The 25,739-nt window shown below is 52.6% G+C and carries 24 protein-coding genes, 1 tRNA gene and 1 pseudogene; 16 read left to right on the top strand and 10 right to left on the bottom strand.

The window, feature by feature from the left end; translation table 11 throughout:
• Positions 1 to 64 precede the first annotated feature (64 nt).
• Both V0288_RS06325 and V0288_RS06320 read left to right on the top strand, forming a co-directional pair.
• Positions 65 to 325: a hypothetical protein gene (locus V0288_RS06325; protein ID WP_332864202.1), complete on the top strand. Its 261-nt coding sequence runs from the start codon at positions 65 to 67 to the stop codon at positions 323 to 325.
• A complete protein-coding gene (locus tag V0288_RS06320; RefSeq protein ID WP_422661915.1) occupies positions 318 to 737 on the top strand; it encodes a pepsin/retropepsin-like aspartic protease family protein in 420 nt (139 codons plus the stop codon). The genes V0288_RS06325 and V0288_RS06320 overlap by 8 nt, the downstream gene beginning before the upstream one ends.
• 134 nt (positions 738 to 871) lie before the next feature.
• Here the strand turns inward: V0288_RS06320 and V0288_RS06315 are convergent, their stop codons facing one another.
• The 3 genes from V0288_RS06315 to V0288_RS06305 all read right to left on the bottom strand — a co-directional run bounded on the left by V0288_RS06315 (position 872) and on the right by V0288_RS06305 (position 4,708).
• Positions 872 to 1,723: a hypothetical protein gene (locus V0288_RS06315; protein ID WP_332864200.1), complete on the bottom strand. Its 852-nt coding sequence runs from the start codon at positions 1,721 to 1,723 to the stop codon at positions 872 to 874.
• Between the two features lie 145 nt (positions 1,724 to 1,868).
• Positions 1,869 to 2,543 (bottom strand): class I SAM-dependent methyltransferase, encoded by a 675-nt coding sequence (locus V0288_RS06310; RefSeq protein WP_332864199.1) that lies wholly within the window; start codon positions 2,541 to 2,543, stop codon positions 1,869 to 1,871.
• A 104-nt stretch (positions 2,544 to 2,647) separates the two neighbouring features.
• Positions 2,648 to 4,708 (bottom strand): thioredoxin domain-containing protein, encoded by a 2,061-nt coding sequence (locus V0288_RS06305; protein WP_332864198.1) that lies wholly within the window; start codon positions 4,706 to 4,708, stop codon positions 2,648 to 2,650.
• A gap of 159 nt (positions 4,709 to 4,867) precedes the next feature.
• On the opposite strand from V0288_RS06305, the gene V0288_RS06300 reads away from it, so the two are divergent.
• Both V0288_RS06300 and V0288_RS06295 read left to right on the top strand, forming a co-directional pair.
• The gene (locus V0288_RS06300) at positions 4,868 to 5,158 is read left to right on the top strand and encodes a hypothetical protein (protein ID WP_332864197.1); all 291 of its coding nucleotides are present in this window, start codon (positions 4,868 to 4,870) and stop codon (positions 5,156 to 5,158) included.
• 78 nt (positions 5,159 to 5,236) lie between these two features.
• Positions 5,237 to 6,361, top strand: a complete 1,125-nt coding sequence (locus V0288_RS06295; protein WP_332864196.1) for a WD40 repeat domain-containing protein — start codon at positions 5,237 to 5,239, stop codon at positions 6,359 to 6,361.
• 91 nt (positions 6,362 to 6,452) lie between these two features.
• Here V0288_RS06295 and V0288_RS06290 read toward each other — a convergent pair whose 3' ends face one another.
• From V0288_RS06290 to V0288_RS06280, 3 genes are all read right to left on the bottom strand, one after another.
• Positions 6,453 to 7,310, bottom strand: a complete 858-nt coding sequence (locus V0288_RS06290; RefSeq protein WP_332864195.1) for a hypothetical protein — start codon at positions 7,308 to 7,310, stop codon at positions 6,453 to 6,455.
• A gap of 16 nt (positions 7,311 to 7,326) precedes the next feature.
• On the bottom strand, positions 7,327 to 7,926 hold the full coding sequence (locus V0288_RS06285; RefSeq protein WP_332864194.1) for a DUF1517 domain-containing protein: 600 nt from the start codon (positions 7,924 to 7,926) through the stop codon (positions 7,327 to 7,329).
• 92 nt (positions 7,927 to 8,018) lie between these two features.
• Positions 8,019 to 9,341, bottom strand: coding sequence for a DUF3370 domain-containing protein (locus V0288_RS06280; RefSeq protein WP_422661920.1), 1,323 nt, complete (start codon positions 9,339 to 9,341; stop codon positions 8,019 to 8,021).
• A gap of 251 nt (positions 9,342 to 9,592) precedes the next feature.
• Between V0288_RS06280 and V0288_RS06275 the strand changes: the two genes are divergently transcribed.
• The gene (locus V0288_RS06275) at positions 9,593 to 10,090 is read left to right on the top strand and encodes a hypothetical protein (protein WP_332864192.1); all 498 of its coding nucleotides are present in this window, start codon (positions 9,593 to 9,595) and stop codon (positions 10,088 to 10,090) included.
• 16 nt (positions 10,091 to 10,106) lie between these two features.
• On the opposite strand, the gene gltS is transcribed toward V0288_RS06275, so the two are convergent.
• The gene (gltS, locus tag V0288_RS06270) at positions 10,107 to 11,315 is read right to left on the bottom strand and encodes a sodium/glutamate symporter (protein ID WP_332864191.1); all 1,209 of its coding nucleotides are present in this window, start codon (positions 11,313 to 11,315) and stop codon (positions 10,107 to 10,109) included.
• 213 nt (positions 11,316 to 11,528) lie between these two features.
• On the opposite strand from gltS, the gene dgt reads away from it, so the two are divergent.
• Both dgt and V0288_RS06260 read left to right on the top strand, forming a co-directional pair.
• Positions 11,529 to 12,851: a dGTP triphosphohydrolase gene (gene dgt / locus V0288_RS06265; protein WP_332864190.1), complete on the top strand. Its 1,323-nt coding sequence runs from the start codon at positions 11,529 to 11,531 to the stop codon at positions 12,849 to 12,851.
• A gap of 276 nt (positions 12,852 to 13,127) precedes the next feature.
• Entirely contained in the window at positions 13,128 to 13,583 is a 456-nt protein-coding gene (locus tag V0288_RS06260; protein ID WP_332864188.1) for a hypothetical protein, read from the top strand.
• Here the strand turns inward: V0288_RS06260 and V0288_RS06255 are convergent.
• Complete coding sequence (locus V0288_RS06255) at positions 13,580 to 13,843, bottom strand: DUF3493 domain-containing protein (protein WP_332864187.1); 264 nt, start codon at positions 13,841 to 13,843, stop codon at positions 13,580 to 13,582. The genes V0288_RS06260 and V0288_RS06255 overlap by 4 nt on opposite strands.
• A gap of 59 nt (positions 13,844 to 13,902) precedes the next feature.
• Here V0288_RS06255 and V0288_RS06250 point away from each other — a divergent pair.
• From V0288_RS06250 to V0288_RS06235, 4 genes are all read left to right on the top strand, one after another.
• A tRNA-Thr gene (locus tag V0288_RS06250) sits at positions 13,903 to 13,974 on the top strand.
• Positions 13,975 to 14,678: 704 nt separating this feature from the next.
• Positions 14,679 to 14,891 (top strand): DUF2811 domain-containing protein, encoded by a 213-nt coding sequence (locus V0288_RS06245; protein WP_332864186.1) that lies wholly within the window; start codon positions 14,679 to 14,681, stop codon positions 14,889 to 14,891.
• Positions 14,892 to 14,956: 65 nt separating this feature from the next.
• On the top strand, positions 14,957 to 15,574 hold the full coding sequence (pth, locus tag V0288_RS06240) for an aminoacyl-tRNA hydrolase (protein ID WP_332864185.1): 618 nt from the start codon (positions 14,957 to 14,959) through the stop codon (positions 15,572 to 15,574).
• Positions 15,575 to 15,824: 250 nt separating this feature from the next.
• The gene (locus V0288_RS06235; protein ID WP_332864184.1) at positions 15,825 to 18,155 is read left to right on the top strand and encodes a WD40/YVTN/BNR-like repeat-containing protein; all 2,331 of its coding nucleotides are present in this window, start codon (positions 15,825 to 15,827) and stop codon (positions 18,153 to 18,155) included.
• Between the two features lie 78 nt (positions 18,156 to 18,233).
• On the opposite strand, the gene V0288_RS06230 is transcribed toward V0288_RS06235, so the two are convergent.
• The gene (locus V0288_RS06230; RefSeq protein WP_422661919.1) at positions 18,234 to 19,055 is read right to left on the bottom strand and encodes a sulfotransferase family protein; all 822 of its coding nucleotides are present in this window, start codon (positions 19,053 to 19,055) and stop codon (positions 18,234 to 18,236) included.
• A 95-nt stretch (positions 19,056 to 19,150) separates the two neighbouring features.
• Here V0288_RS06230 and V0288_RS06225 point away from each other — a divergent pair, with 95 nt between their 5' ends.
• The 4 genes and pseudogenes from V0288_RS06225 to V0288_RS06210 all read left to right on the top strand — a co-directional run bounded on the left by V0288_RS06225 (position 19,151) and on the right by V0288_RS06210 (position 22,610).
• Entirely contained in the window at positions 19,151 to 20,092 is a 942-nt protein-coding gene (locus tag V0288_RS06225) for a hypothetical protein (protein ID WP_422661914.1), read from the top strand.
• Positions 20,093 to 20,274: 182 nt separating this feature from the next.
• The gene (locus V0288_RS06220) at positions 20,275 to 21,828 is read left to right on the top strand and encodes a WD40 repeat domain-containing protein (RefSeq protein ID WP_332864181.1); all 1,554 of its coding nucleotides are present in this window, start codon (positions 20,275 to 20,277) and stop codon (positions 21,826 to 21,828) included.
• Between the two features lie 57 nt (positions 21,829 to 21,885).
• Positions 21,886 to 22,287, top strand: a pseudogene (locus tag V0288_RS06215) (element excision factor XisH family protein); the annotation flags it as partial.
• The gene (locus V0288_RS06210) at positions 22,275 to 22,610 is read left to right on the top strand and encodes a XisI protein (protein ID WP_332864180.1); all 336 of its coding nucleotides are present in this window, start codon (positions 22,275 to 22,277) and stop codon (positions 22,608 to 22,610) included. The pseudogene V0288_RS06215 and the gene V0288_RS06210, both read left to right, overlap by 13 nt.
• Before the next feature lie 154 nt (positions 22,611 to 22,764).
• Here V0288_RS06210 and chlP read toward each other — a convergent pair whose 3' ends face one another.
• Complete coding sequence (gene chlP / locus V0288_RS06205) at positions 22,765 to 23,982, bottom strand: geranylgeranyl reductase (protein ID WP_332864179.1); 1,218 nt, start codon at positions 23,980 to 23,982, stop codon at positions 22,765 to 22,767.
• Between the two features lie 621 nt (positions 23,983 to 24,603).
• Between chlP and V0288_RS06200 the strand changes: the two genes are divergently transcribed.
• Entirely contained in the window at positions 24,604 to 25,737 is a 1,134-nt protein-coding gene (locus tag V0288_RS06200) for a GGDEF domain-containing protein (protein ID WP_332864178.1), read from the top strand.
• Positions 25,738 to 25,739 lie beyond the last annotated feature (2 nt).

Genomic DNA, 25,739 nt, shown 5'->3' with positions numbered 1-25,739 from the left:
TCAATTAATCGTTACACTTAGAGAGTAGACAATCCCGATCGCCCACCCTCCCCGAAAGAGCGATATGACTCTCCGCGAACTTTTACCCACCGTAGAGCGATTATCTCACCAAGATAAATTGCGGCTTATCCACTTTCTCCTTCTCGCGGTCGCTAGAGAAGAAGGATATAACTTGGAATCCACCGAAAAATCCGAGCCAGAGACTTCGCTTCTCGATCGATTAGCGGCCACCGAAGCGGTGGTGTGGTCTCCTCAAGCCGATAGCGTCGGGGTTCAAGCATTATCGGATTTATTGGATAGGGCGAAGGCGGAATCCGATGCTTAACGCGGAACGTTATTCATTCACCGAACGAACGGACAACCTCGGGCGATCGCTCATTATGCCGTATCTGCCCTTAGTCCTCACCTTGGGAAATCGTTCTCTAGAAGTCATGGCGCTTCTAGATACGGGCGCGAGTGTCAATGTTCTGCCTTATGAGGTCGGTCTACAACTAGGGGCTGTTTGGGAAAATCAAACGGTTTCGATTCCGTTAAGCGGCAACTTGGCTCGGAGCGATTCCCGCGGTTTAGTTGTATCCGGTACGATCGCGCGATTTCCACCCGTTTTACTCGGATTCGCTTGGATCGAGATCGGCGATATACCGGTAATTTTCGGACACATGAACTTCTTCGCGGAGTTCAACATTTGTTTTTATCGACACGAGTTGGCTTTTGAAGTTTGCCCGAAGGAAGGATAAAGTGGATCGCTCGTTCGATCGACCCGATCGCGTCAAACCCAACAATCCCCTAAAATCCATTCAAGATTTGTAAGTTTGAAGTAAAAAATTTTTCCCAAGAGTTTTAAGAAGAAAGCGCGGAAGATTAATCCCCGCTAGATCAAACCGTCTAAACTTACCAAACCCACGCCGATGCCGACGATAACAATCCCGAACAAACGGCCGGGTTTAATCTGTTCGTGCAGAAGGTATTTCGCGCCGAGGAGGGTGGTAACGTAGCCGGAAGCCGTGGCGGGACGGACGAGACTGATATCCGCCCAACTGAGGATAGACAGGAAGCTAAAAAAGGCGATCGTCTGAAAAGCGATCCCCCGTAAAATATTGGCGTTGGTGAGAATTTTTCCGATAAAACGGATCAGGGAAGACGGGGAGTTAATTTTCATCGCGCCGATCTGTCGCATCCCGATCGTGTTGGATAAATCCCCCGCGGAGTCGGAAAGGGCGATCACCAAAACCGCACCCCAGAATTTAACCGCGGATAAACTAACGGGAACGAGCGCGAGGAAAAATTTATCGAACCATTTCCGAAACGGAAAATTCTTTTGTTTCGGACTCAATTTCTCGAAAGAGGCGGGATTCTTGCTAAGACTGACGATAAATACCCCGACGGCGATCACGATCGCCGAAAGCCATCGGATCACCGAAACCGATTCCCCCAGCAATATCCAGGCGAAAAACGCGTTCAAGATATATTGCGAGGCGTGAATCGGCAGAACGTAACTGAGATCGAGGCGGGATACCGCGATAAAGTAGAGAAAGAGAGAAAAAACGAGCGTTGCCACTCCCAGCCAAATCCAGAAATTCGTCAGCGCGTAAACGACGATCGAGGCGAGTCCGGAAACACTGAGGGGATTGGCTGTCCCGAAGCTTTTCATCGCCCGACTGAGCCACATATCGCCCAATACCTGCGTGATCACGAGCGACGCTAATAAAAGAAATGTATTCACTCCGTTCCGTTGATTTTGGTAGATGATTCTATTGTTACGCCTTGTAACCCGATGTCGATCGAGTCCGGGAAAGAAATTGTCATACTCCCGAGGCGCGATCGTTTTTTTCGGGCGATCGATCGCGAGAATTCAAAGAGCGAGGCGATCACGTAACTCTCGGATCTTTTTTCTGAAAAACAATACAGGTGGCGGAAATATCTCGGAACAACCATAAACTATAGCGTAAGGAATCGAACCATCGGAGCGGTTGGTAAACGGGCAAAAGTAAGCGGACGATCATAACGGTTAAATAAAGGATCGCGGGAATATTCGTTACCTGGATTAACTTCCCTCCCGCGACGATTTCCCCGTGGACGATCTCTAGTTCGGGAAACAGTTGACGCAACTCCTCCACATCGGGACGAAACATCGTATCGATCGGATCGCGATGGTATGGAAATCGATAGGGAACCGTGAGAAATAGATAGCCATTCACCGGAACGATCGAGCTTATATTCTTACAGATCGTTTCTCGGTCTATTAAATGTTCGAGGAGATTCGAGCAGAGAACGGATTTTATATTTAGCCCGCCCAGTTTTTCTCGAAAATCGGCATCGTTTAAATCGCCGACGATATCGACACCGATCGCTTTTTTTAAATCGGTATGAATCACGGGATAACCCTTCTCTCTAGCCGTTTTAAATAACCACGCGTCTATCCAGGGCTGTTCTTTCTCTCGAAACTCTCGACTAGAACTACCGATGTTGAGTAAGGGAAAGACTTCTTTCTCGTCCAGGCAATAAATATTCTTTGCCAACCAACTGGCTTCTTCTCGTAGCATGATGTATCGGGGGAGGTAGAGGCGATCGAGCTATACGCGAAAAATTTCCCGCGTCACAGTAAGGGAAATTTTCTCTAGTATTTTACCCCGATCGCTCCTTTTCTTTACCCTTTAATAACCCCCTCGATCCGATCGAGTAACTGTTCCCGATCGCGCGCCGGTTCGAGACAGGTTAACCCTTGACAGATTAACCCGAATGTGTACTCCGATAACTCCGTATCGACGCGATAGACGGCGGTGGGTAGATATCGATCGATCAACCCCGGTAGATCCCCCTCGCGGACGCGTACCGAAAAGCCGTGACGGTAATTATCGAGCGCGACGAAGAGAATCGGGCAGGAAGTGGGCGATTCGGTCAGAACCGCACTAAAAGAGCCTAAAGCGCGTTCGGCACTCGCCAGATAATCGAGATTTTCCGTCAGATGGGAGAGGCGGATCAGATTGGTGATAGCGATGCCGTTAGCCGAAGGGGTGGCGTTATCGTTGTAGCCGCGCTCGCGGATGATGAGATCGCCGGTGTTATCGTCGGCCGTGTTGAAATAACCCCCGAACTCGATCGAACCGAAGTGGCGATCGAACTCCGATTGTATCTCGATCGCCGCCGCTAACCATTCCGTTTCCGTCGGTCGTCCCTCGTGGAGATCGAGTAACGCCTTGATCAAATACGCGTAATCTTCCGCCTGGGCGAATACCGAGGGCTGTCCCCCGTAATTCAGCCGATAGAGACGGTTCTCGATTCGCTGGTTCTCCAGAATAAACCGCGCCGCGCGGATCGCCATTTCCCGATACTCCTCCTCGCCGAACACGACAGAGGCGCGCGCCAGTCCGGAAATCATCAGACTATTCCAGGCGACGATCATTTTCGGGTCGGTAACGGCCGGGATACGGCCCCGCCATTCGCCCGTTTTCGCCTGTTCGTTATTAATCGCGGGGGGAAAGGTTTCGATCTCGTGCGGATAGGCCCCGTAGCGCAGGAAGAAGAGTTTCGCCAGAATCGCCTCGATCTCGTCGGATAATTCCCCTCGATCGTGGCGTTGTAGCACGTTTTGCCCTTCAAAATTGCCCTCGGGAGTGAGGGTAAACGCGTTTTGTAAGGCTTGTAATTCGGATCGATCGAGGAAATCGGCTAATTCATCGTAAGACCAGACGTAAAACGCCCCCTCTTCCGGTTCCGAGTCCGTGGCGTGGCGGAAACTGTCGGCATCCTGCGCGGCGTAGAAATAGCCGGCCGGCGCGGTCATTTCCCGTTTTAGCCAGTTTACCGTCCCGGCGATCGCCCGTCGGAAAGCCGGTTCCCGATCGCCCGCGCTCCATAAATTCGCCAGATACTCGACGATTTGCCCGTTATCGTAAAGCATTTTCTCGAAATGGGGAACCGTCCACGTAGAATCTACGGTATAGCGGTGAAATCCTCCCGCTACATGGTCGTAAATGCCCCCTAATGCTAGATCTTCGCCCCGTTGATAGGCCGCGCCGGCGAGATCGGGGTTAATTCGATCGAGAAATCTTTGCCCCTCTAGAGCTAGGTTAGCGTAGGGAATCATCGGGAAACTGGGACGACCGTACCGGTTCATCGAAACACCGATCACGGCGGTACTACTCTCGATCCCCCTGTAGAGAAGTTCGTCGGATTGTAGATTCGTGTCAGCGATCGGGAGAATCGCCGACTGTTGGAGCGCGCCGAGCATCTCGCGGGTAAAAGCGGCGAGTTTTTCCTTTTCCTCGTCGTAATAGCGACGGACGGACTGTAGCACTTGCAGGAATCCGGGACGACCGAAACGGGGATCTACGGGGAAATAGGTTCCCCCGTAAAAAGGGATCAATCGATCGGGGGTTAGGAAAATATTTAACGGCCAGCCCCCCTGTCCCGTCATCATCTGGAGGGCTTGCATATAGATACTATCGATGTCCGGCCGTTCCTCCCGATCGACTTTAATGGGAAGAAAATGGGTGTTCAGATAATTGGCGATCGCCGGATTGGAAAAAGCTTCCCCCTCCATCACCGTACACCAGTGACAGCTAGAGTAGCCGATCGACAGGAAAATCGGTTTATCCTCTTTCTTGGCGATATCGAGGGCTTCCTCGCACCAATACCACCAATCGATCGGGTTATGGACGTGTTTCTGTAGGTAGAGACTCCGAGACTTGACGAGATGATTCGGCATAAATAGCGCGGGAAGACGGATTTTATCCGTCAGTGTAACCCGTCTTTCCCTCGATCGAGTTCTTTCGGAAGGCTCGGACGTATAGCGATATTCTCCCGGCAAGGGGTGAAGTGTTACCGTCTAAAATGGAATTACCTATAGATACGGATACGAGAGACGATGATCAATACTATCTGGCCCCGCTTTCTCGGGAGAGCCTATCGCAAGGAACCGATCACCGGCTTTATCCTGGCTGTCGGGTTGGTCGATACGGTCATCGGCGGCGCGGGACAGCGTTGGACGCTATTATCCTTCGGTATTCTAATCGTGACGATCGCCGCGATCGCGCGTTGGCTACAGATTCAGAAAGCGAAAAAGCCTATTCGGGAAGAATCTCCCCGTTATTACCTTCCCGCGCGCTCTAATGGCGTACCGCTCCCGGTATTGAGCGAGGAAAAAAATCGTCGCTAAGAAACGCTCTCGCTTGGCAAACCGTCCGACAAGCGGTAAAATTCATAGCACGATTTGTCCTAATCTGCAAGTAGATTTATGAAGTTCAGGATAGTACGGGGTGGGGAGAGTGTGATTCGGACGGTACTGCTCGGGGTGAGCGTGACACTGATCGGGGGCGCGATAACGGTAAGCCACGCCCAAATCCCGCCCGCTCCCCCGAAATCTCCCGCAACGCCGACAACGCCACAAAAACCGGACGCGCGGACGGAACCCTCCACCACACCGACAACACCGGAAGCCCCGGAAGCCCCGATCGTTCCTGGATTGGGTAAGCTCACGCTATTTCAGACCTTGAAAGGACAAGAATCGACCCCGACGGCGTTGATTTTTAGCCCGGATAGTCAATTCGTCCTCTCCGGGGGCGATTTCACCGATCCTTTATTACGGATCTGGTCGGTCAAAACCGGGGCGAAAGTCGCGGAAACCCGGGCCCAACGATCGGCCGTGCGATCGCTCGTCATGAGTCCGAGCGAGAAACTCCTGGTCAGTAGTGGCGAGGACGGCTTTATTAACTTCTGGAACCCGATCGATGGAAAATATCTCGGGGTCGCCCTCGGTCACGAGAATATGATTCTCGCCTTAACGTTGAGTCCGGACGGCAAAACTCTGATCAGCGGGGGATTGGACGGGATTCGCCTCTGGACGGTAAAGCCGCCCCGCCGTCCTCTCTACCGGTTAAACTGGGTCGGCAACGTGGTCTATTCCCTAGCGGTGAAGTCCGACGGGGTTACGCTCGCCAGCGGCCACGAGACCGGCGAGGTCAACTTCTGGAATATTCGGGAAGGGAGATTTTTATCGAAATTCCGGGCGCATCCGCAAGGCGTGAGCGGGGTGGTTTTCACTCCCGACGGTCAGAAACTGATCACGGCCAGTCTCGATCGAACTTTAAAAATCTGGGACGCGAACACGCGGAAATTATTATTCACCCTCAGAGGTCATACCGGGCCCGTGCGATCGATCTCCCTCCATCCGAACGGGCAGATCCTCGCGAGCGCCAGTAACGACGGGGTGCGCTTGTGGGATGTCAACACGGGCCGACAACTCGCGTGGTTCGATAACGATAGCGATTGGATCGAGTCGGTCGCCTTCAGTCCCGACGGGAACTATCTAGCCAGCGGTAGTTACAATTTCCAGATCCGCGTCTGGCAGTTCGTTCAGTAGAAGGCGATCGGCAGGAGAATAGGGGAAAGGTGAAGGGATGAAAAGTAACCTTATTCCCTTTTCCCCTTTTCCCCTTTTCCCCAAAACTCCCCTAACGTCTTCTGCTTCCGAAACTCCGACTGGGACGACGGGAACTGGAACCGGAAGAACCGAAACTCGGCGCGCGTCGATAGGTGTCCGATTTGCCCGAATTTCTCAGGGTGCTGGAACCGTAGCCGGAACCGCTGGATTTCGTTCCGGTGGTGGTGCGGCTAGGTTGAGTGACGGTATTGGAGGGATAGCGGCGGATATTGCCCGTAGAACGGAGTGTTTGCCGATTTTTCACCGCGGGGGGCGCGGTATTGTATTTTTCCCGGTATCCGGCCACCGCCCGATCGTAACTCGACCCGTAGCCACCGAATCCGGTCAATCCACCGGGACTATACACGGGAGGAACGTAATACTGGGGACGGAAGAGGAGACTTCCCAAAGCTTGCCCGGCGACCGCGCCGAAGAAAGGACTCCAGAAACTCGATTCCTGACGGACGACCACGGTTTCGCGCTGTCCGGTTTGCGGATTCTCGCGGACTTCGGTGACGTTGTGAACGTACTCGATTTTAAAATCTTCCGCCATGTACATCGTCGCCGAATCGCCGTTAATTTCCACGTAGGTTTTTTCCCCTTTGGCGATCGCCTCGTCGGTTAACCTAGCCATCTGTAGGTTCGTCGTGCGGAAGACCGGGGGAGTACCCGCGGGAGTATTTAACAGCATGAGCGTGTAAGTACCGTCGGCATCGTCGTAGGTAGCCTGTTGTACCTCGTAACGACCGCTCGATACCTGATTCGTGTCCTGTCTAACGTTGGTATTCGTCGTCGGTACTCCCGCTCGGTTCGTCGATGCCGAATTACAGGCTACCGTCGTCCAGCAGAGGGTGAAGACGAGAAAAAGGGTGGTTAACTTGCGAAGCATAATCTCACGAGATTGTTTATAGGGGAATCAATTCGGGAAAGTTGAGCAATAACTGTTCGTTCGTCAATTCGTCCCCGAGTTGAGCGGGGGAGAAATGCACTTGAATCGCGCGGAGTCGGCCGCTGTAGTGAAGGTTAATGATGGCTTTTAAACCGTCTTCTAACGCTTCTCGATCGGCGAGATCGGTTTCCAGCGCGGGACTCTCTCCCTCGAACGCTATCGTGATCATAACAACTAAGTTATCCGTAACGGGCAGGGTTAAAGGCGCGTCTTCCCCCCCTCCCGCGTCGAAAGACTCGCTTAAATAGCGTTGCGCGGAGTCGGTAAACAGTTCGTTCACGTAATCTCCGGCCTCTCCCTCGCTCCAGAAAACATCGCCCTCGTTGGCGACGGAAGACCAATAGAGGTTGTTCTGAAGCAGATTTTGACAAATTTCGACTAAACCCTCGCCCATCACCTCTAAATCGCCTTCCGAGTCGATCGCCTCCCGGCCGACACGATTGAGAGTACCGATCAGGGGGGCGATTTCCTTACCGTAGAGATGGAGCATGATCCGACAGACGACATAGCGGGTTTTCCCCGTGAACTTCTTAAAGCGATCGCCTAAAGAACTCATCGTTATCTCCTACTATTCTCGCGTACCTTCCGATTCTATCCCCCGATCGATCCGCGACTTCTTCCCGATCTTCCGGAAGCCCCGGCTTTCGGTCACTCGATCGTTCGCACCGTGAGAACCTGCGGGGGAGTGGCATCGGGAGGGTAGAGAAAATCCACGTTCACCACGCGCCAACCATTCGGGGGAATCGTCACCGTGGCCAGGGGTTCCCCACTTTGCCCGCGTCGCTGGACGAGATGGAAAAATCGATTCTGTTGCACTCCCGAATCATCGAGATAATTTACCCGCACCGTCCCGCGAAAAAAGACCGCCGACGCGGGAGGATCGAGGAAACGCAAACCCTCGGTCATTTTATCCTGTTTAATCGGCGTTTGTAGGGAAACCGTCACCGTTTTCGCGGTTGAAGTGGGATTAAAGAGAGGCAGGGTGAGATTGTACTCGATGCCGTAATTACCGTGGGCTTTATAGGCCGTGTCCGGATAGCGGGCGATCATCGGCGCGCTCTGGCTCTGTTCGGTTCCCAGTTTTCCCCCCTCCAGGGTGGCGATCCCGTAGGCGATCGATCCGCCGGTTTCTGGAATATTCAACCATAACGACGCTCGATCGACCAGACGCGCTTGCCATAGCGATCCTAACGCCACTCCCGCCACCCGTCCGTAAATAATCTGTCCCGCGGCCGTTGTCGGCGTGGGAACGCGATCCCGAGGGGTCGCGAGATCGCCTTTTTCCAGCAAATTTTGCCATTCTTCGAGGGTGGGTTCTCTTTCCTCTCCCTCGGGCGTTACCGGGGCGTAGAGGGCTAAACTAGCGGCGTGGAGAAGACCGTTACTGTTGAGTCGGAGATAGGTCGATCGACCGTTGAGAGGCGGCGTTAACTCCCGCACCGGGATCGGTACATTTAATAACATCCGACTTTCCCCCGGCGGGATAATTATTCGATCCGGAAACGTTTCCTGTCGCTGTCCCCGGAGAATATCCCCCATCACCCGGCTTCCCGGCCCGGCGAAAACCTTCCCCTCGGAATCCTCGATTTTCGGCTCTAATTGCACGAAAGGCGCGTCCGGTTGGCTGAGATAACTAGCCGCTTGCAGGATCTCCACCGTGACGGGTTTATCGGTGGGATTGTGCAGGAGGACACCGACATAGAGGGTGCGGAGATTATCCGCGGGATTCGCTTTCGCGACATGATGGACGAAGACATCGAACCTTCCCCGGAAAGCGTAATTTAAATGGGCGTTGGGAAAAGATTTTTCCTGATTCGGGAAGGTAGAGAGTAGAATTCCCTCGTTCAGAACTAATTCGGGGCTGTTGCTGTTAAAAACGGGAACTCGATCGAGTTGCCCGGTTAACGGACGCACTTCCGCGGGTTGTAGGATTTCGATCGGGGGGGGAACTTGGGCGAGAAACGGTAACATCGGAGGATGGGGAGATGGGGAGATGGGGAGATGGGGAGATGGGGAGATGGGGGAGATGGGGGAGATGGGGAGATAAATTGGAGACAAATTATAGATCTAGATTTAAAACAAAAAGGGAAAGTTTCTCTCCCCGCCTCCTGCCTCCTGACTCCTGACTCCTGCCTCCTGCCTCCTGCCTCCTGCCTCCTGCCTCCTGCCTCCCGTAAAGAATGAGATTTGGTATCCTAAAAAAAACGCGTTTAGACTCGATCGTGTCAGAAAACTCTACCTTTCAAGATATCTATCAAGCGGGAATCCTCTCCTTCGAGCGGGGGCAATACCGCGCCAGTATCGAACAATTGAACGCCGCTCTAGAAATGATTCCCAAGGGATCGCGGGAGGGGGGGGAAGTGCAGATGTGGCTGGTTTCCGCGTATCAAGGATTGGGAGACTCGGATAGCGCGGCGCGAATTTGCCGGGAGTTGACGCGTCACCCCATCTATCGGATTCGCGAACAGGCGAATCGCTTACTGTATATTATCGAGGCGCCGCGTCTGAAGCGTCCGGACGAGTGGATGAGTACGATCCCGGATCTGGAAAAACTACCGGATAGCGAACCGAAGTTTAAAAAGGGATCGAGTAAAAAGAAAGAGGAGGAGATCCCGCCACCGATGCGCCTGGATCAACAGCGCGATAATCGATTTATCTGGGTGGCGATCGCCGGTATGCTGTTGTTACTCGGGTGGTTAGCGATCGCCAACTCTCCCTAATTTCTCCCCTGATCGATCAACCGATAACATCGAGAAACTTCTGAATGATCAACGCGTTGGCGATATCGACGAAAAACGCGCCCACCAGGGGAACGATAATAAACGCGCGCGGGGACGCGCCGAATTGTTCCGTTACCGCGGTCATATTGGCCATCGCGGTCGGGGTCGCCCCTAGCGCCAGGCCGGAATATCCCGCGCAAACCACCGCCGCGTCATAGGTTCTCCCCATCGTCGGGAACACGACAAAAATCGCGTACAGACCGATCAGAACGCATTGCACGAAGAGGATGATCAGAATCGGCCCCGCGAGGTCTACTAACGTCCATAACTGCAAGCTCATCAACGAGATCGAGAGAAACAAACCCAAACTGAGATCGGAGACGAGCGCTAGAGCGGGGGTATCCGCGGGCCAGGGAAAGCGTTTCACCAGCGAGGGAATCGTGTTGGTTAGGAAAATTCCCGCGAGTAAACAGGTGACGAAATCGGGTAATTTCAAGCCGGCCCCGCCGATGATAGCATTCAACCGGAATCCCAAGCCGATAGCGACCGCGATCACGAGGATCGAATTCAACATCATTTCGTAGTCTATCTGGACGTGTTTCTGTCCGCGTTTGACGCTGACCGTTAATTCCGAGTTGTCCGAACCCGATTGTAGTCCGTTTTTCAGAATCAACCACCTCGCGATCGGGCCGCCGACGAGTCCCCCCAGAATTAACCCGAAAGTGGCGCAGGCGATACCGATTTCCGAAGCGTTGGCGATCCCGTAGGTGTTTTGAAAATTTGACGACCACGCGACCGCGGTTCCGTGTCCCCCGCTCAGGGCGATCGATCCGGCGAGCAGACCGATCGGTAACTTCTGTCCCGTCAGCGCCGCCAATCCCACACCGGCGAAATTTTGCACGAAGAGAAAAGCTACCGCGAGGATTAACAGGATCAGGAGCGGTTTTCCCCCTTTTAACAGCATTTTTACTTTAGAAGAGAGTCCGACCGTCGTGAAAAAAATCAGTAACAGGTTATCGCGGATGCCGAGGGCGAAGTTTATCTGAAGGTGGGCGAAAACGTGGAAGGCTCCGAACAGTAGCGAGGCGCACAATCCCCCGGAAACCGCGTCGGGAATATTAAAATCCCGCAGAAATCGAATTCGATCGGTTAGATATTTCCCGAAATACAGAACCAGGATCGCCACGATCGCGGTCTGGCGTTCGTCGAGTTGTACTACATTCATAGATCGAAGGGTTGATCCTTATTCCGTGACAGTGGTTTCGAGCGATCGCAACATCTCGCGTTTATCCCCGCTTCGAGAACGGGGATGAGACTAGCTCGACCTTGCCATTATAGCGAGATCCGATCTCGGGGGTATAAAACGCCTCCCGCGCTCTCTAAGCGGTTCCCGATCGTGCTATGACAGAGAAAAGATTTTTCACGGCGAGGAACGGGCATGGAATGGAAACAACTGCTCCGATGTCAGCGTTTAGGGAAAGATCACCTCGAAGACTCGCGCTCGGAACGTACCGCTTTTCTGAGAGATTACGATCGACTCGTCTACTCCACCGCCTTCCGTCGTCTCAAGGACAAAACGCAAGTATTTCCCCTGGCCAAAAAAGACGACATCCGCACCCGTTTAATCCATAGTCTAGAGGTGTCCTGTGTCGGTCGATCGCTCGGTCGCATCGTCGGCGAACAGGTGATACAACGTCATCGCCTCACCGACTTTGAACCCGCGGATTTCGGCGATATCCTCTCCGCGGCCTGTCTCGCCCACGACATCGGCAATCCCCCCTACGGCCACGCCGGGGAAGATGCCCTGCAAACGGGCTTTCAAGACTGGTACGGCAACTTTAAACCCCGTGAGGGTCAAAATTATCTAGATACCGCTCGAAAAGCCGATTTAGACCATTTTGAAGGGAACGCCCAGGGGTTCCGCATTCTCACCCGTCTGGAAATCGCCCACCGTCGCGGGGGGATGCAGTTAACCTGTCCCACCCTCGCGACGTTCGCCAAGTACCCGCGGGAATCGTTTATCCCCGCCGAGATTTTAAACGGTTATGACGGGCGCGGTACGAAGAAATACGGCTTTTTTCAGGCGGAAAAGGAATTATTTACCGAGGTCGCGGAAACGGTGGGATTGATCCGCCGTCATCCCGAAGTGGCTTGGTGGGCGCGTCACCCGTTGGCGTTTTTATTGGAGGCGGCGGACGATATCTGTTACTCGATCGTCGATCTCGAAGATGGTTTTCGCATGGGCTATATTCCTTTCGCGGATGCCGGGGATCTATTGAACGCGATCGCCGATGTTACCGCCGAAGAGTATCCCGCGGACGAGGAGGAAACGATCAAACGATTACGGGCGAAAGCGATCGATCGTTTGGTACGCGAGATCGCCGAAATTTTCCTCGACCTAGAGATAGAAATTCTCGCGGGAACGTTCGATCGAGAATTGCTCGCCTCCAGCCGTCACGCCGGGGTACTGGGCGAGATCGAGCGGAAAACCCGCGCCTCCGTTTTCCTGCATCCGAACGTCGTCCGGATTAAATTGGTGGGATATGAAGTTTTAGGCTTTTTATTCCAAGAATTCGCCAACACCGTCTTCTATCCGAGCAAAAAGGGCGAATTGATGCTGTATATGCTCCCGCCGTCCTACCGCCCGAACCCGATCGAGGATACCTACGACAAACTGTTAAAAATTACCGACTATCTCGCGGGGCTAACCGACTTTCAAGCCACCGGCCTATTCCAACAACTCAAGGGGATTTCATTGTAAAGACTTGCAACTCAAGGGGATTTCATTGTAAAGACTTGCTGAAGGAACGCCTCTCGATCGGAAAGTTCCCGGACAATAGAATTAGGTGTGAGATGTTCTAACAGTTATCATTCACGAGAGCGAACGATATCGGTCCGACGGTTGGTGTGAGCGATAAGCCCGAGAAAGAGATTCCGAAAAAGCCGTACCGAAGGATGAGCTTCCGTCACCCCGATAGGGGAATGCGGGGTTTGTTCCGTCCGAGTAAATTGAAAATAAAGAGACCGGAAAAGCGAAATGATGAAATTTACCGCGCGATTCTGGAAACAATCGTTGATCGCGTCGCTCGCGGCGATCGCCACTCCCACCGTACTCCTCGCCGCTCCCGCGAACGCGCCCCTCGCCGACGGCATCTATCTTTTCGGCCAATCCCCGAAACCGGAAGAAATCGGCAAAGAATATCTCGTTTTCCGCGTTCGTCAGGGAAAAATGACCGGGGCGATCTACGCGCCACAATCGGAATTTAGTTGTTTCACGGGAACGATCGACCCGCGGCAGGTGAATCTGGCGATCGTCGATCCCTACGAGAACGAGGTCTACCGTCACTCGATCGTCCTCACCCCCCCCGCTCCCGTTGCCTCGGGACGGCCGGTAGTCCAGAGACCGAATTTAGAGGGTTACTACCCGATCGAGACGATTAGCGACAACGATCGACGGATCCTGCAAACCTGTCTGGAACAATTCCAGGATTAAGATTTTCGCCGATTTTCCCAGCGGAACAGCCCGATCATTAGGGCCACCACCCCCACCTGTAGCGCGAAGTTCGGTAACGCGGTGGTGACATCCCTTCCGGCCGCTAACTGTGCCAGAAACACCACCGCGCCGATAAACCCGGAAGCTCCGAAACCGATGTAGAGAAACTGTCTCAGCCCCTTGTAGGGCGCTTTCGCCTCGGCTTTGAGACGGGCGTATTTTTCGGGGTCGAGTCCCGATCGATTCTTGGGCTGGGTCATGAAAAAAATTTTCCGGCGATCTTTTTCCTTTCCATGATACAATGAGAAACTGCCGATGCGCCGATGTAGCTCAGTGGTAGAGTAGTTGATTCGTAATCAATTGGTCGTGGGTTCAAATCCCATCATCGGCTTACCTGTTGTACAGTGACGGATTCTCTGTCGTCGATGAACGGGGGAGGCTCTCCCTTCCCCGGCGGTCTAAACGTTGGGACGAGGAAATCAAGTTCCCGACGAGCGTACCGCTCTCGGCGGGAGGGCGATCGCTCGCGCGCGAGAAAACGATCTCGCGAGAAATTCGTTCTATGATAAAGCGAGGGCGGAAAAATCGCGTTTCTTTCCCCGATCGAAAAAACGCCGCCGGAAAAAATTTGCAAATCTTATTTTTCGCCGGAGTTTTTCCCCTCGCATTCCCCAACTCTTCCACATCTTATTTTCTCGTTTTCCACAGTTTACCCGGAGTTATCCCCGGTCGCCGACGACGCGATCGCCGATCGATCCCCGTTGTCGTCCTCCGGGACCGACCGGCGAATCGATCGCCCATACTGAGTTACCGTTAAGTTAAGTAAAGAAAAAGTACCTCGAACACCGATTCCCTCGTAAATATTGAGATTTTTTGAAGGGTTGCTTCACGGAACGTAATATTGTCACGAACCCCGACTTGGCGCAAAATAGTCTTACGGTTATAGTGCTAGGCGGAAGGCGGAAGGCAATCGACGATCGGTAAACCGCGAGTCGGTTTCCCGCTCTCGGAATCGTCCTAACCTTACCTCGTGGCGCTATAACGCTAGGCGTTAGGGATTTCCCGACCGACGAGAAGCGAGTAACGAGGTGATCTATGAATACATCGGTGAGTCTCCTGGCAGAAATCCCGGAAGCTTTACACCAATCTCTACAGCAATATCTAGACGAACATCCGACCTGGGATCAGGATCGGGTCTTCACGGCGGCCTTATCCTTCTTTCTCCTGCACGGTCAATCTCCCGAGGGGACGGATCTCGATCGCCAGGCCGACTGTGCCAAGGTTTACCTCGAATCCCTCTGGGGGTGAGGGGGATGAGGGGGGCGGCGATCGGGCATAATAGATAACCGTTATCCCGATTTTCGCGAAACCTCATGACTCAGGAGAACGCGTTGGTGATCCCGCGATTGATTATCGGTCTGGGCAATCCCGAACCGAAATACGATCGCACCCGGCATAATATCGGTTTCGAGACCGTGGACGCGCTCGCGAGAGATTGGGGGCTATCGTGGCAGGAAAATAAGCGTTTTCAGGGGTTAATCGCCGAGGGAAACGCTCCGAGAGGACAGAAAATCCGGCTTTTGAAACCGCTGACGTATATGAACCGATCGGGTCAATCGGCCCGATCGGTTCTAGATTGGTATAAACTGCCCGCGGAGTCGATCCTGGCGATCTACGACGATATGGATCTCCCCGTCGGTCGCTTGAGAATCCGCCTTTCCGGTTCGGCCGGCGGCCATAACGGCATGAAATCCCTGATCGCTCACGTCGGGACGGAAAACTTCGCGCGCTTGCGGGTCGGCATCGGCAAGGGGCGGGAAAAAGAGACGATATCGCACGTTCTAGGACGATTTACCGCCGCCGAAAACGAGGCGATCGAAAAAGTGCTAGATCTAGCCCGAAAGGCGATCGAACTCGGTCTCCAAGAGGGTTTACCAAAAGCGATGAGCCTCTACAATAATCAGAGCGTGGAACTGTCGCCGCCGCCGTAATTATTGATTTCTCACAATACTTGTAGCCGTTATACCTAGATTGATAAATAGCCGATCTCTCCATTTTGCTCTATACTCTTACAGATAGATTGCGGGAATACCGCTTCCCCGGTTCGATCGAGTCTCTACTGTTAATGAGTTCGGTCTAGAAGATACCACCCGGTCGGCTTCCATCGCCATAACTACCCGTTCCCGAACGCTAGGGTAGTGAGAAAGCCACCAGCGGTTCCAGTAGGAAAAAAAGATTCTTATGAAAAATCTCCAGACTTTTCTTCGGTTCACCCGAAAACTAAATCTGCTATTGTTAGCGATCGCCGCGATGTTTTGTTTGTGGACTCCTCCAGCGTTCGCTCACCGTCCTCACGACGTGATCGATCAGATCGAGATCTCTCCCGATTTCGAGACCGATCGAACGATGTATATTCTGGTCAGACATAATGTGTACAAATCCACCGACGGGGGAGATAACTGGAAGCGGAAGATCGAGGGACTAAACTATAAAGGAGAATTAAGCTCTCTCTCGCTGTCGCCGAGCGATAAAAACACGATTTATCTAGCCTCCCGATCGGATGGAATTTATAAAAGTACCGACGCGGGAGAATCTTGGAAACAAGTCAGTAAGGGATTGGAAACGGATTTTATACAAATTGTCGAAACCGCTCCCTCGTCGAGCGATATCGCGCTCGCGGCCGGACGGGAGAAAGGTCTCTATCGTACTGAAAACGGCGGACAAACCTGGACGAATATTTTTAAAACGCCGATCGCGATTACCACGATCGCGATCGCGCCCGAAGATCCCGATCTGATCGTTTTCGGCGATGAAAAAGGACATCTTTATTTATCGACGAACGGCGGAAAAAAATGGGAAAATATAGCGATCCCGAAAGAATCGGCGACCATCGGCTCGATCGCTTTCTCTCCCGATGTGAAAACCGATAAAACTTTTTATATCGGCACGATCGGCGACGGGATTTTCAAAACGGCGGATCTGGGAAAATCTTTCGAGCCGATCGGTCAAGAAATCCGGGATAAAGCGATCGAGGATATCGTCTTTTCCCCGAAGTACGCGACCGATTCCACTCTCTACGCTTCCACCTGGAAGGACGGGATCTATGTATCTCGCGATGGTGGCAAAACCTGGGCGATACAGAATGAAGGGTTAACGAGAGATCGCCAGGCCGACGATTTTAAAGTTCCCCACTTTACTGAGTTGAAAGTCCTTAATGACACGATGTACCTCGCGGGTTTTAACGGTTTATTTAAAACCACCGACGGGGGAAAACAATGGCAAGAAATTCCCACCTTATTAAAGGGAACGATCATATCTATGGCCGTATCCCCGAACTACGCGAACGATTCTACCGTCGCGGTCGCGACCTACGTGGGTAATCTTTTTATTAGCCGCGATAAAGGACAAACCTGGATTCCCATCAATCGAGGCTTAGAAAAATTCGAGTTCGGTCCCGATCAAGAAGAAGCCTCACAAGATCCCCGACGCTATTTCGATATCGTGTTCTCTCCCGATTACGGCGCGGATAAAACACTTTTCGCCAGCCTGTTGTGGTCGAACGTCGTCCGGACGGACAACGGTGGCGACTCGTGGAAGGTGATCCCCTTGCATCAGGAGGTACGCGGGATTAAAGTCGTTCCCTCGCCGAATTTCGCGGTCGATCGAACCGTTTACCTCACCAATCAGCCCGGCAAGATTTTCCGGTCTACCGATGGGGGAAATAGTTTTACCTATATCAACGATATCGGCAAAATTGTCGGCAACGGCCCCACCTCGATGGTCATTTCGCCCGATTTCACCAACGATCAAACGATATTCGCCACGGGGCGTGGTGGTATCTTTCGCTATACAACGACCCCGAGCGGAGCGAGTTGGCAAAACACGACCGAGGGAAATCCGTTAGAAAAGGCCGCTTTTATCCAGTTAGCCATTTCTCCCGACTATAAAAATGATGGAACGGTCTTTGCCGGGTCGCTCGGGGGCCTATACGTGACCCGAGATCGCGGGAAAACCTGGACGAGAATCGAAAATACGCCTTTCCCTGCGGACGGTTTGATCGACGCAGTGGCGGTATCTCCGGATTACGCGACCGATAAGATCGTGATGGCCGGCTCGCAGGGGTTAGGATTGTTCCGATCGACCGACGGGGGAGCCACGTTCGAGCCGATCGGCGATCCGTCCCTACCGATCGCCAAAACGAGAGCGATTCCCAACGCGGGTATCCCGATCCATTTCTCGCCGAATTACACGAACGACAAAACCCTATTCGGTTTCGGGGGCGCGACAACGGATATCTTCCGCTCGATCGACGGCGGCAAAACCTGGGAGACTTTCACGATTCCCCCCAACGTCGAGGAAGTAACGCTTCGGTATAAGGTGAGTGAATTTTTCTCCGGACATCTGGGACGGGCCCTGCGCTTCCTGATCCCGGCACTGGCGGCACTGGGGGCTTATTTTCTAGCGGGATTTTTACAGTTAGAGAAAAAAATCGCGATTAACAAACTCGTTCCGGGAGTGATTTCCGCGTTCGTGGTCTTCCTGGTCGCGTTCGGGTTAATCGCTCAATTCTAGGCGCGCTCGGGGTTAACCCGGCGAGAACAAACGAAAGCGGCGATCGAGCGATCGCCGCTTTTTATCGGTCGCCGATGGTTAAATACACTGGCAATAATCCGATAGGGTATCGTGGCATCGATCGAACGCGGACCGCGCCCGATCGAGGACTCGATCGGAGATCGGGATGTCCAATTTTCTCGTCTGTTTAATAATCCGTCCGGCTTTAATATTTTCCGAAGAATCACCGATCCCGCGGGTTCCCGTAGTTTTCAAGACTTTATATTCCTCGGAAAAACCGACGCGGGTTTGTAGGTGGTTTTGTAGGGATTCAAAGACAGAAGAGCTTCGATTTACAACTTGGTCATAAGTGACGAATAAACTTTTTTCTTTACTATTAATTAGTTTCGCGTAATTTTCTAGCGTGGATAATCGATGGATGTAATATTCTAAAGCTTGCTCCTCGTTCTGATGGGGCTTGATATCGAGAATACTGGCCAGGGTTCGTTTCGGTTCCCGGAGTAAAAAGACCGTTCGGATTCGATCCGATCGCAGGAAGTCACTCTGGATAAATTTCTGGTCGTGAAGCACTTTATCGAGCAGATAGGTATGGTTCATGTTCAAATCTCGGAAACGCCAGTAGAGTTTGAACAGTAACGCTTTAAAATCTCGCTCGTCGGTGTATTCTAAATGGGTTTCCCCGTAGCCGATTATTTCGGGATTAGAAACGAGAAGATGGGTGAGTAGGGAAGATCCCGATCTCATGTGACTGAGAATAAAAACAACCTTATAGGGAGTCGGTCGGAAGAGAATTCGATAGGGATCGTCGGGAGTGTCGATCCGATATTGGAAATACTTGTACGTTAAACGGGTCGTCAGATCTTGCCAAAAATGGGGGAAACGTTCGATCGCTAGAGTCATTGTCATGAATGATGGATTACGGGGTCAATCGATCCGGAGATTCCACTATAATGTATCCCATTTAAGGCGAAAAGCAAAAGTGAGGTTTATACACAATGGGATTGCCTAGTTGTTCGCTCTGGTTTTTCGCGGCGCGAACGGATGTCTGGTTCATGATGTACACGATCCCCCATCTTGTCAAGATGAGCCGGTTTCCGTTCGAGGAACGGGTGATCGCCATCGATACAGCCCCGTTAAGCGGGGAGAAACGGAATCGCCCCGGTCTCGGCACGATGGAGGAGTTGCGGGAGTGCGCCGCGAAATTGGTCCGCGACGGGGTGATCGATCGAATTGTCGATTTCAACTACGATCCCGAGTACCGCGCGCGCGTTTACCGGAAACACTTCGGGAGTCCCCTACGCTCCACCCATAACTATAAGGGGTATCCGATCTTCGGCTCGATCTTCAAGATCGAGGAGTGTCGGAGCGATTATATGGTGCATTACGACAGCGATATGATGCTGTATCAGGAACCGGATCACAGTTGGATCGCCGAGGGTATCGAAACGATGGAAACGCACCCGAAGATGATGTTCGCACGTCCCCTCTCCGGCCCCCCCACCGAGAGCGGGGAAATTTATGTCGATCACCCGATCGAAAAAGATCCCGATGGTTTCTACCGGCATAAATTTTTCGGCAGTCGCGCCTATCTGGTCAACTGTCGCCGGTTCGATCGACTTCTCCCCATGCCGATTCTCTGGCGCTCTTATAAAAATACTTTCCTCGATCGCTTTCCCGACAGCTTAAAAGCTTGGGGAAATATCTTCACCGGGAAGGGAAAATTAGACTCGTGGGAACTGATGGTCTCTAAACAACTCGAACAAACCGATTACTATCGCGCCACTCTCGCTAACCCGAAAGCCTGGACAATTCACCCGGTCGATCGATCGCCCGCCTTCCGAGAGGTCTGGCCCACTATTATCGAAAAAATCGAGGCCGGCTTTTATCCCCCCGCGCAAGCCGGTCATTATGACCTGATTTCCGAATTATGGTATTGAGGGAGCGATCGACAAAAGGATGTAGGGTGTAGAAACCCAACACGACACCCCTCGGTTATGGGGTTTCACTACCCTTAACACGTCGAGCAATGTAGGGGCGCAAGGCTTGCGCCCAACTCGCTAATGATCGACTCGGGTTCATATACCATTGAGTCAATAAGATTCAACGGGAGAATTCGAGTATGGAACCGATTTCTGTGATTCTCGCCGTGTTGGCCGCCGGGGCTACCGCGGCCGCCAAGGATACCGCGGGAACAGCGGTTAAGGATACTTACGAGGGGTTGAAGAAGTTGATCGTGAAGCGTTTCGCGGAGAAGGGGAAAGCGGAGGATATTGCGATCGTCGAGAAACACGAGAGGAAACCGGATTCCGGCGCGGTGAAAGAATTGTTGAAAGAAGAGTTGATCGAGGTGGGAGTCGATCGAGATCTAGAAGTCCAAAAGATAGCGGAGAAATTATTAGAGATCGTGAAAGCGGAAGGTTCGGCTTCCGAGGGTTCCGGGAAGACTACGGTGAATATTAAGGCGTTACCGAAACACGTCGAGGCGATTTATACGGAACTTTCCGACGGGGAACGGAAGGCGACGCGGGAAATCTTTCTTACGTTACTAGACGTGGAAACGGATCGAGGGTTAGGAACTTGGCGGAAGGTGGTTAGTAAACGGGCGAAGCGATCGGAGTTTCGGGGGGAGTTAATTCAAGCCACGCTGACGAAGTTAATCGATCATAATCTTCTCGCGAGCGATCGATCCGAAACGACGATCGAGATCGCCCCCGAAATCCTCTTAACTTCGTGGGATACTTTACGACAGTGGATCGAGGAAGTGTATCGGGCGATCGCCCTGAGAAACGATATCCTCAAAAATCTCGATCGCTGGCAGGAAACAAAGAGAAAAGCTCCGAACAATGTCCACAAACATTATGTAACCAGGTCTCTACTAGAGGAAGCGAGGAAAACCCGCGACGAGAAAACCTTCGAGGTACTCGGCGGATTAACCCCCGAAGAAAATCAATTTATCGACGATAGTTTCGCGTACTCGGAACGACGGAGAAAAGAGAAACTAAGGACGGCGCGGGGAATCGCGGGCGTTTCTTTAGCGGCGGCAGTGATGAGTATTGGGTTTAGGGCCTACGCGTGGTGGCCAACGGGAAAAATCCTCCGCGACCACCACACCACCAACCTGGAAATGGTAAACGCCTTGCCGGAACTGCCAGCACTTCCGAAAGCGCCGGAGCCGGATAACGGAACGGAACAAAACCGCCTCACCGGTCATAAAGATGCCGTCACCAGCGTCGCGCTCACCCCGGACGGCAAGACCCTCGTTTCCGGGAGTGCCGACAACACCATCAAGGTGTGGAACTTAGAGACGGGAGTGGAATCCCGCACTCTCACCGGTCATAAAGATGCCGTCATGAGCGTCGCGCTCACCCCGGACGGCAAGACCCTCGTTTCCGGGAGTTGGGACAACACCATCAAGGTGTGGAACCTAGAGACGGGAGGGGAACCCCGCACCCTCACCGGTCATCAAGGTCTCGTCACCAGCGTCGCCATCACCCCGGACGGCAAGGCTCTCATTTCCGGGAGTAAGGATAAGACCATCAAAGTGTGGGATTTTGATGTCGATTCGTTGCTGGGGCGTAGTTGCGATTGGGTGCGAGATTATTTACAGAATCCGAGTTCCGATGTCCGTCCGGACGATCGGCATTTGTGCGACGGGATTGGAAAGGAAAAGTGATAAGGTAGTTATAGATTAGGGAGATTAGCTAGAGTTTACTTTAAGCCCAGATACGATCTCTATCAAAATACCGTCAGGAATGCACTGGTTAAAGAGGGTTGGGTCATTACCGACAATCCCTTTGTGATTGAGTTTAAAGGCTTACGACTTTACGCAGATCTGGGCGCGGGAAAACTTCTAGCGGCTGAAAAATATAATCACAAAATTGCTATTGAAATCAAAATTTTTAATAATCCCTCTCTAATTACGGAACTAGAAAAAACCGTCGGGCGGCATGGTATCTATCGAACATTTCTTAAGAGAATTAGCCCCGAAAGGCAACTATATCTAGCCATCGCTCAAGATGCTTATCAAGACTTCTTTCAACGTCCCGCTATTCAAGAAATTATTACCGATCAACAAATAAACTTGATTATTTTCGACCCTGATTTAGAGGAGATTCTTCAATGGATAACTTAGCGCGGTACCGAGAAATTGTTCAAAAAATTATCGAGAAACACGCGACTTATCAGCCTAGTTATGGAGACATGGAAACGATCCCGATTTGTGATTTAGTTCACGATAATTATCTGCTGATGAATCTAGGTTGGGATCGAACCGGTCGAGTTCACGCGGTCGATTTACATCTGCGAATTCGAGAGAATAAGATTTGGATCGAGTGGGATGGAACCGAAAACAGGGTGACCGAAGAACTTTTACAAGCGGGAGTTTTACCCGAAGATATCGTGTTAGGGTTTTATCGTCCCGATCGACGATCGATGACGGATTTTTCCGTAGTGTAGAGGGAGCGTGAAACCCAACAACCGAAGGATTCGTATCGGTTTTCGTTGCCTCATTAGATTGAAATATTGTGATAAGGATACTCGATCGCCAAAACCCGAAACCCGATCGCCGTACATCCGGGATCGGGTTTCGTTATCTCGATCGAAGGAATCGTTAAGGGGCCAACGCGTTACCGCGGAGAAGAGAACCGATCGTTTTAGCGGTAATCTTCATCTGCACCAGAGGATTCGCGGGGACGACCGTTTTATACAGATAACTATCGAAAGTCATCTTCTGCACGTCTTTATCGGAACACATCTCCACGAACGCCTCGCGGGTCGCGTCGGTGCGGTAGAAAACGCGCTGGAGGATGTCCAACACCAGATAGGTCATACCGTACTTCTTATCCCAACGTTTCAGGTAGAGTTTTAACTCGTCCTCGGTGGGAATCCGTTGACCGCCGTTCGTTACCTCGACGATCGTTTCCGCGCACATCCGGGCGGATTTGGCGGCGAAGTAGATACCTTCCCCGGAAGATTTGGTCACGGTTCCCGCCGCGTCGCCGACGAGGGCTACCCGACCGACCACCCGACGCGGCCGGGGGTGTTCCGGGATGGGGTGCGCTTCCACTTTAATAATCTCCCCACCTTCGAGACGACTCGCGGCGCGGGTACGGATACCCGTCTGGAGATCTTTGATCATCGCTTTATTCACTTTCATCGTTCCCGTACCGACGGCAACGTGATCGTATTTGGGGAATACCCACGCGTAGAAGTCGGGGGAAACGTCTTTACCCACGTACATCTCGGCGAGGTTTTCGTAATAGGCCATCTTGTCCCGCGGCAGACGGATACGCTCTTGGAAAGCGATCGCGTAGTTATAATCGCCCGCGTCGATCGCTTTCGCGATCCGGGAGTTCGCCCCGTCCGCGCCGATTACCACGTCCACCTTCAGGGATTTCATTTCCCCTTGAGCGTTGCCGTTGGCGTGATCGGCGTAATGAAGGGTATAGGGATCGGTGTTATTGGTGGGGATGTCGAGACCGTAGACGGTTCCGTTGATTAAATGCGCGCCGAGTTTGTGGGCGCGTTCTCTCATGAACCCGTCCATGACTTCCCGACGGCACATCCCGATATATTCGTCTTGATTATCGAGGTTGATATCGACTTCCACGTTCGAGGGCGAGATCATTTTCATTTTTCTCACCCGCCGATCGATAATTTCCGGCGGGAGGTCGAATTCGCTCACCATGCAGAGAGGGATCGCTCCACCGCAGGGTTTGGCGTTATCTAATTTACGTTCAAATAAATAGGTTTCAATGCCTGCTTTGGCTAATGTTTCAGCGGCCGAAGAGCCGGCCGGCCCTGAACCCACAACAGCGACCCTTAACACTCCGGTTTTCTCCTAAACAGATTACGAGCGAGTACGGTTTGCAGTGTACCACAGAGGTTTTGTCGCTAGGAACGGGCTTTCCCGACCGCGGGCGATTTTGCAATAGAGCTTAACAAGTACCTTTACAAAAGTTTACTTTTTGTCAAAACCCCTTATCATATTTCAATAGGTTACATTCGCAAATCTACCGATCGACGCGTTTTTCGGGGTCGATCGCGCGATCGCCGGGCGATCCGATCGGGCCGTGTTCCTAGTTGTGACCCCGATCACAGATCCCCGTCTAAAGCCGGACGCGTGTTTCGGGTACTCGTTGATAGATTGGGCTATCGATCGTTTCCTCCGAGAACCCGATCGTCCCCGATTATCCCGACCGTCCCCTTCATTCTCACCCTCTCCAGCCCGTATCTACCGTTCGGCTTCCCGTCACTGCCGGCACACCGTTCTCACCCGCTCGCCCCCCGATTCTTCGATCGAGGGAATCGGGCTTCTGGGAAAACGCGAAATGGCTCGGTTAGATACAGAGTCAGGAGGAAGGATCAAGGATAAATGCTCGCGAAATCCCCTAAAACCTCAAAATCTCTTTCATAGCTCCTGATTTTGTCAACTTTGTAGATAGTCACAATGAATTCTGCCAGAAATCTAATCCTCGGCTGGAATCCGGGGTCGAAAGGAAGGGAACAACCGGAAACGGCGGATCTCGCGCGGGAAATCTCCAGACGAGAGGCGACGGAAATCCGTTTGCGGGAACTCAACGAGCGATTGATCGAGCGGGTTCGAGAGCTAGAAACCCGTGTCGAAGAGATGAACCGTTTAGGAGAGATCGTCGATTTCCTGCAAACTTGTCCGACGGTCGCCGAAATAGGGAACACGCTCGCCGATCGATTACACGCGCTCTTTCCCGGTAGTTCGGGGGCGATTTTTCTCGCCGGAAACTACCGTCCCTCGTGGGAGTCGGTCGCGGTTTGGGGAAAAATCCCAAACCATCCCGATTTTCCCGCCCGGAATGACCGGCTTTCCCGTCCGGAAAACGCGGTCGGATTTCTCGGGAGCGAAGCGCTGCTGCAAGCAGTTCGAGATCGTTCGCCCGCGACGCTCCGGGTGCCTCTGGAGGCGCGAGGGGAAAATCTCGGGTTCCTGTATCTCGTTTTTGACGATCCCCGGCGGTTAACCCCGGAAAAGAGGGAGTTAGCGAAAACGACCGTCAAACAGATCGCCCTCGGGCTGGCTAATTTGCAAGCGCGGGAACGTTTACAAACGCTCAGTTTTTCCGATCCCCTGACGGGATTGTACAATCGCCGTTATTTAGAAGCGACTCTAGAGCGTGAATTTAACCGATGCGCGAGGGATGGAAGACCGATCGGCATTATTTTCCTCGATATCGATCATTTCAAACGGATTAATGATACTTTCGGTCACGAGACGGGAGATAAGGTATTAGCGGCGCTGGGCGATTATTTAAAAACGAATACCCGTCAGTCGGATATCGCCTGTCGGTACGGGGGAGAAGAATTCGTTCTCGTCCTCCTCGATAGTTCTCGGGAAGATACCCGCAAACGGGCGGAAGAGTTATGCCGGGGGGTTCGAGAATTGAAGTTAACGCGGGAACATCCCGAATTATCCTCGATTAGCGTCTCGATCGGCGTGTCGGCCTTTCCCGAAGACGGCACGACCCCGGCGGAACTGTTTCGAGTGGCGGACGAGGGTTTGTATCGAGCGAAACGCTCCGGCCGCGATCGGGTGTGTCGCGCGGGGTGAAT

This window comes from Pannus brasiliensis CCIBt3594, assembly GCF_036688125.1.
GTDB lineage: Bacteria > Cyanobacteriota > Cyanobacteriia > Cyanobacteriales > Microcystaceae > Pannus > Pannus brasiliensis.
This window is presented reverse-complemented; position numbering and strand designations above follow the sequence as displayed.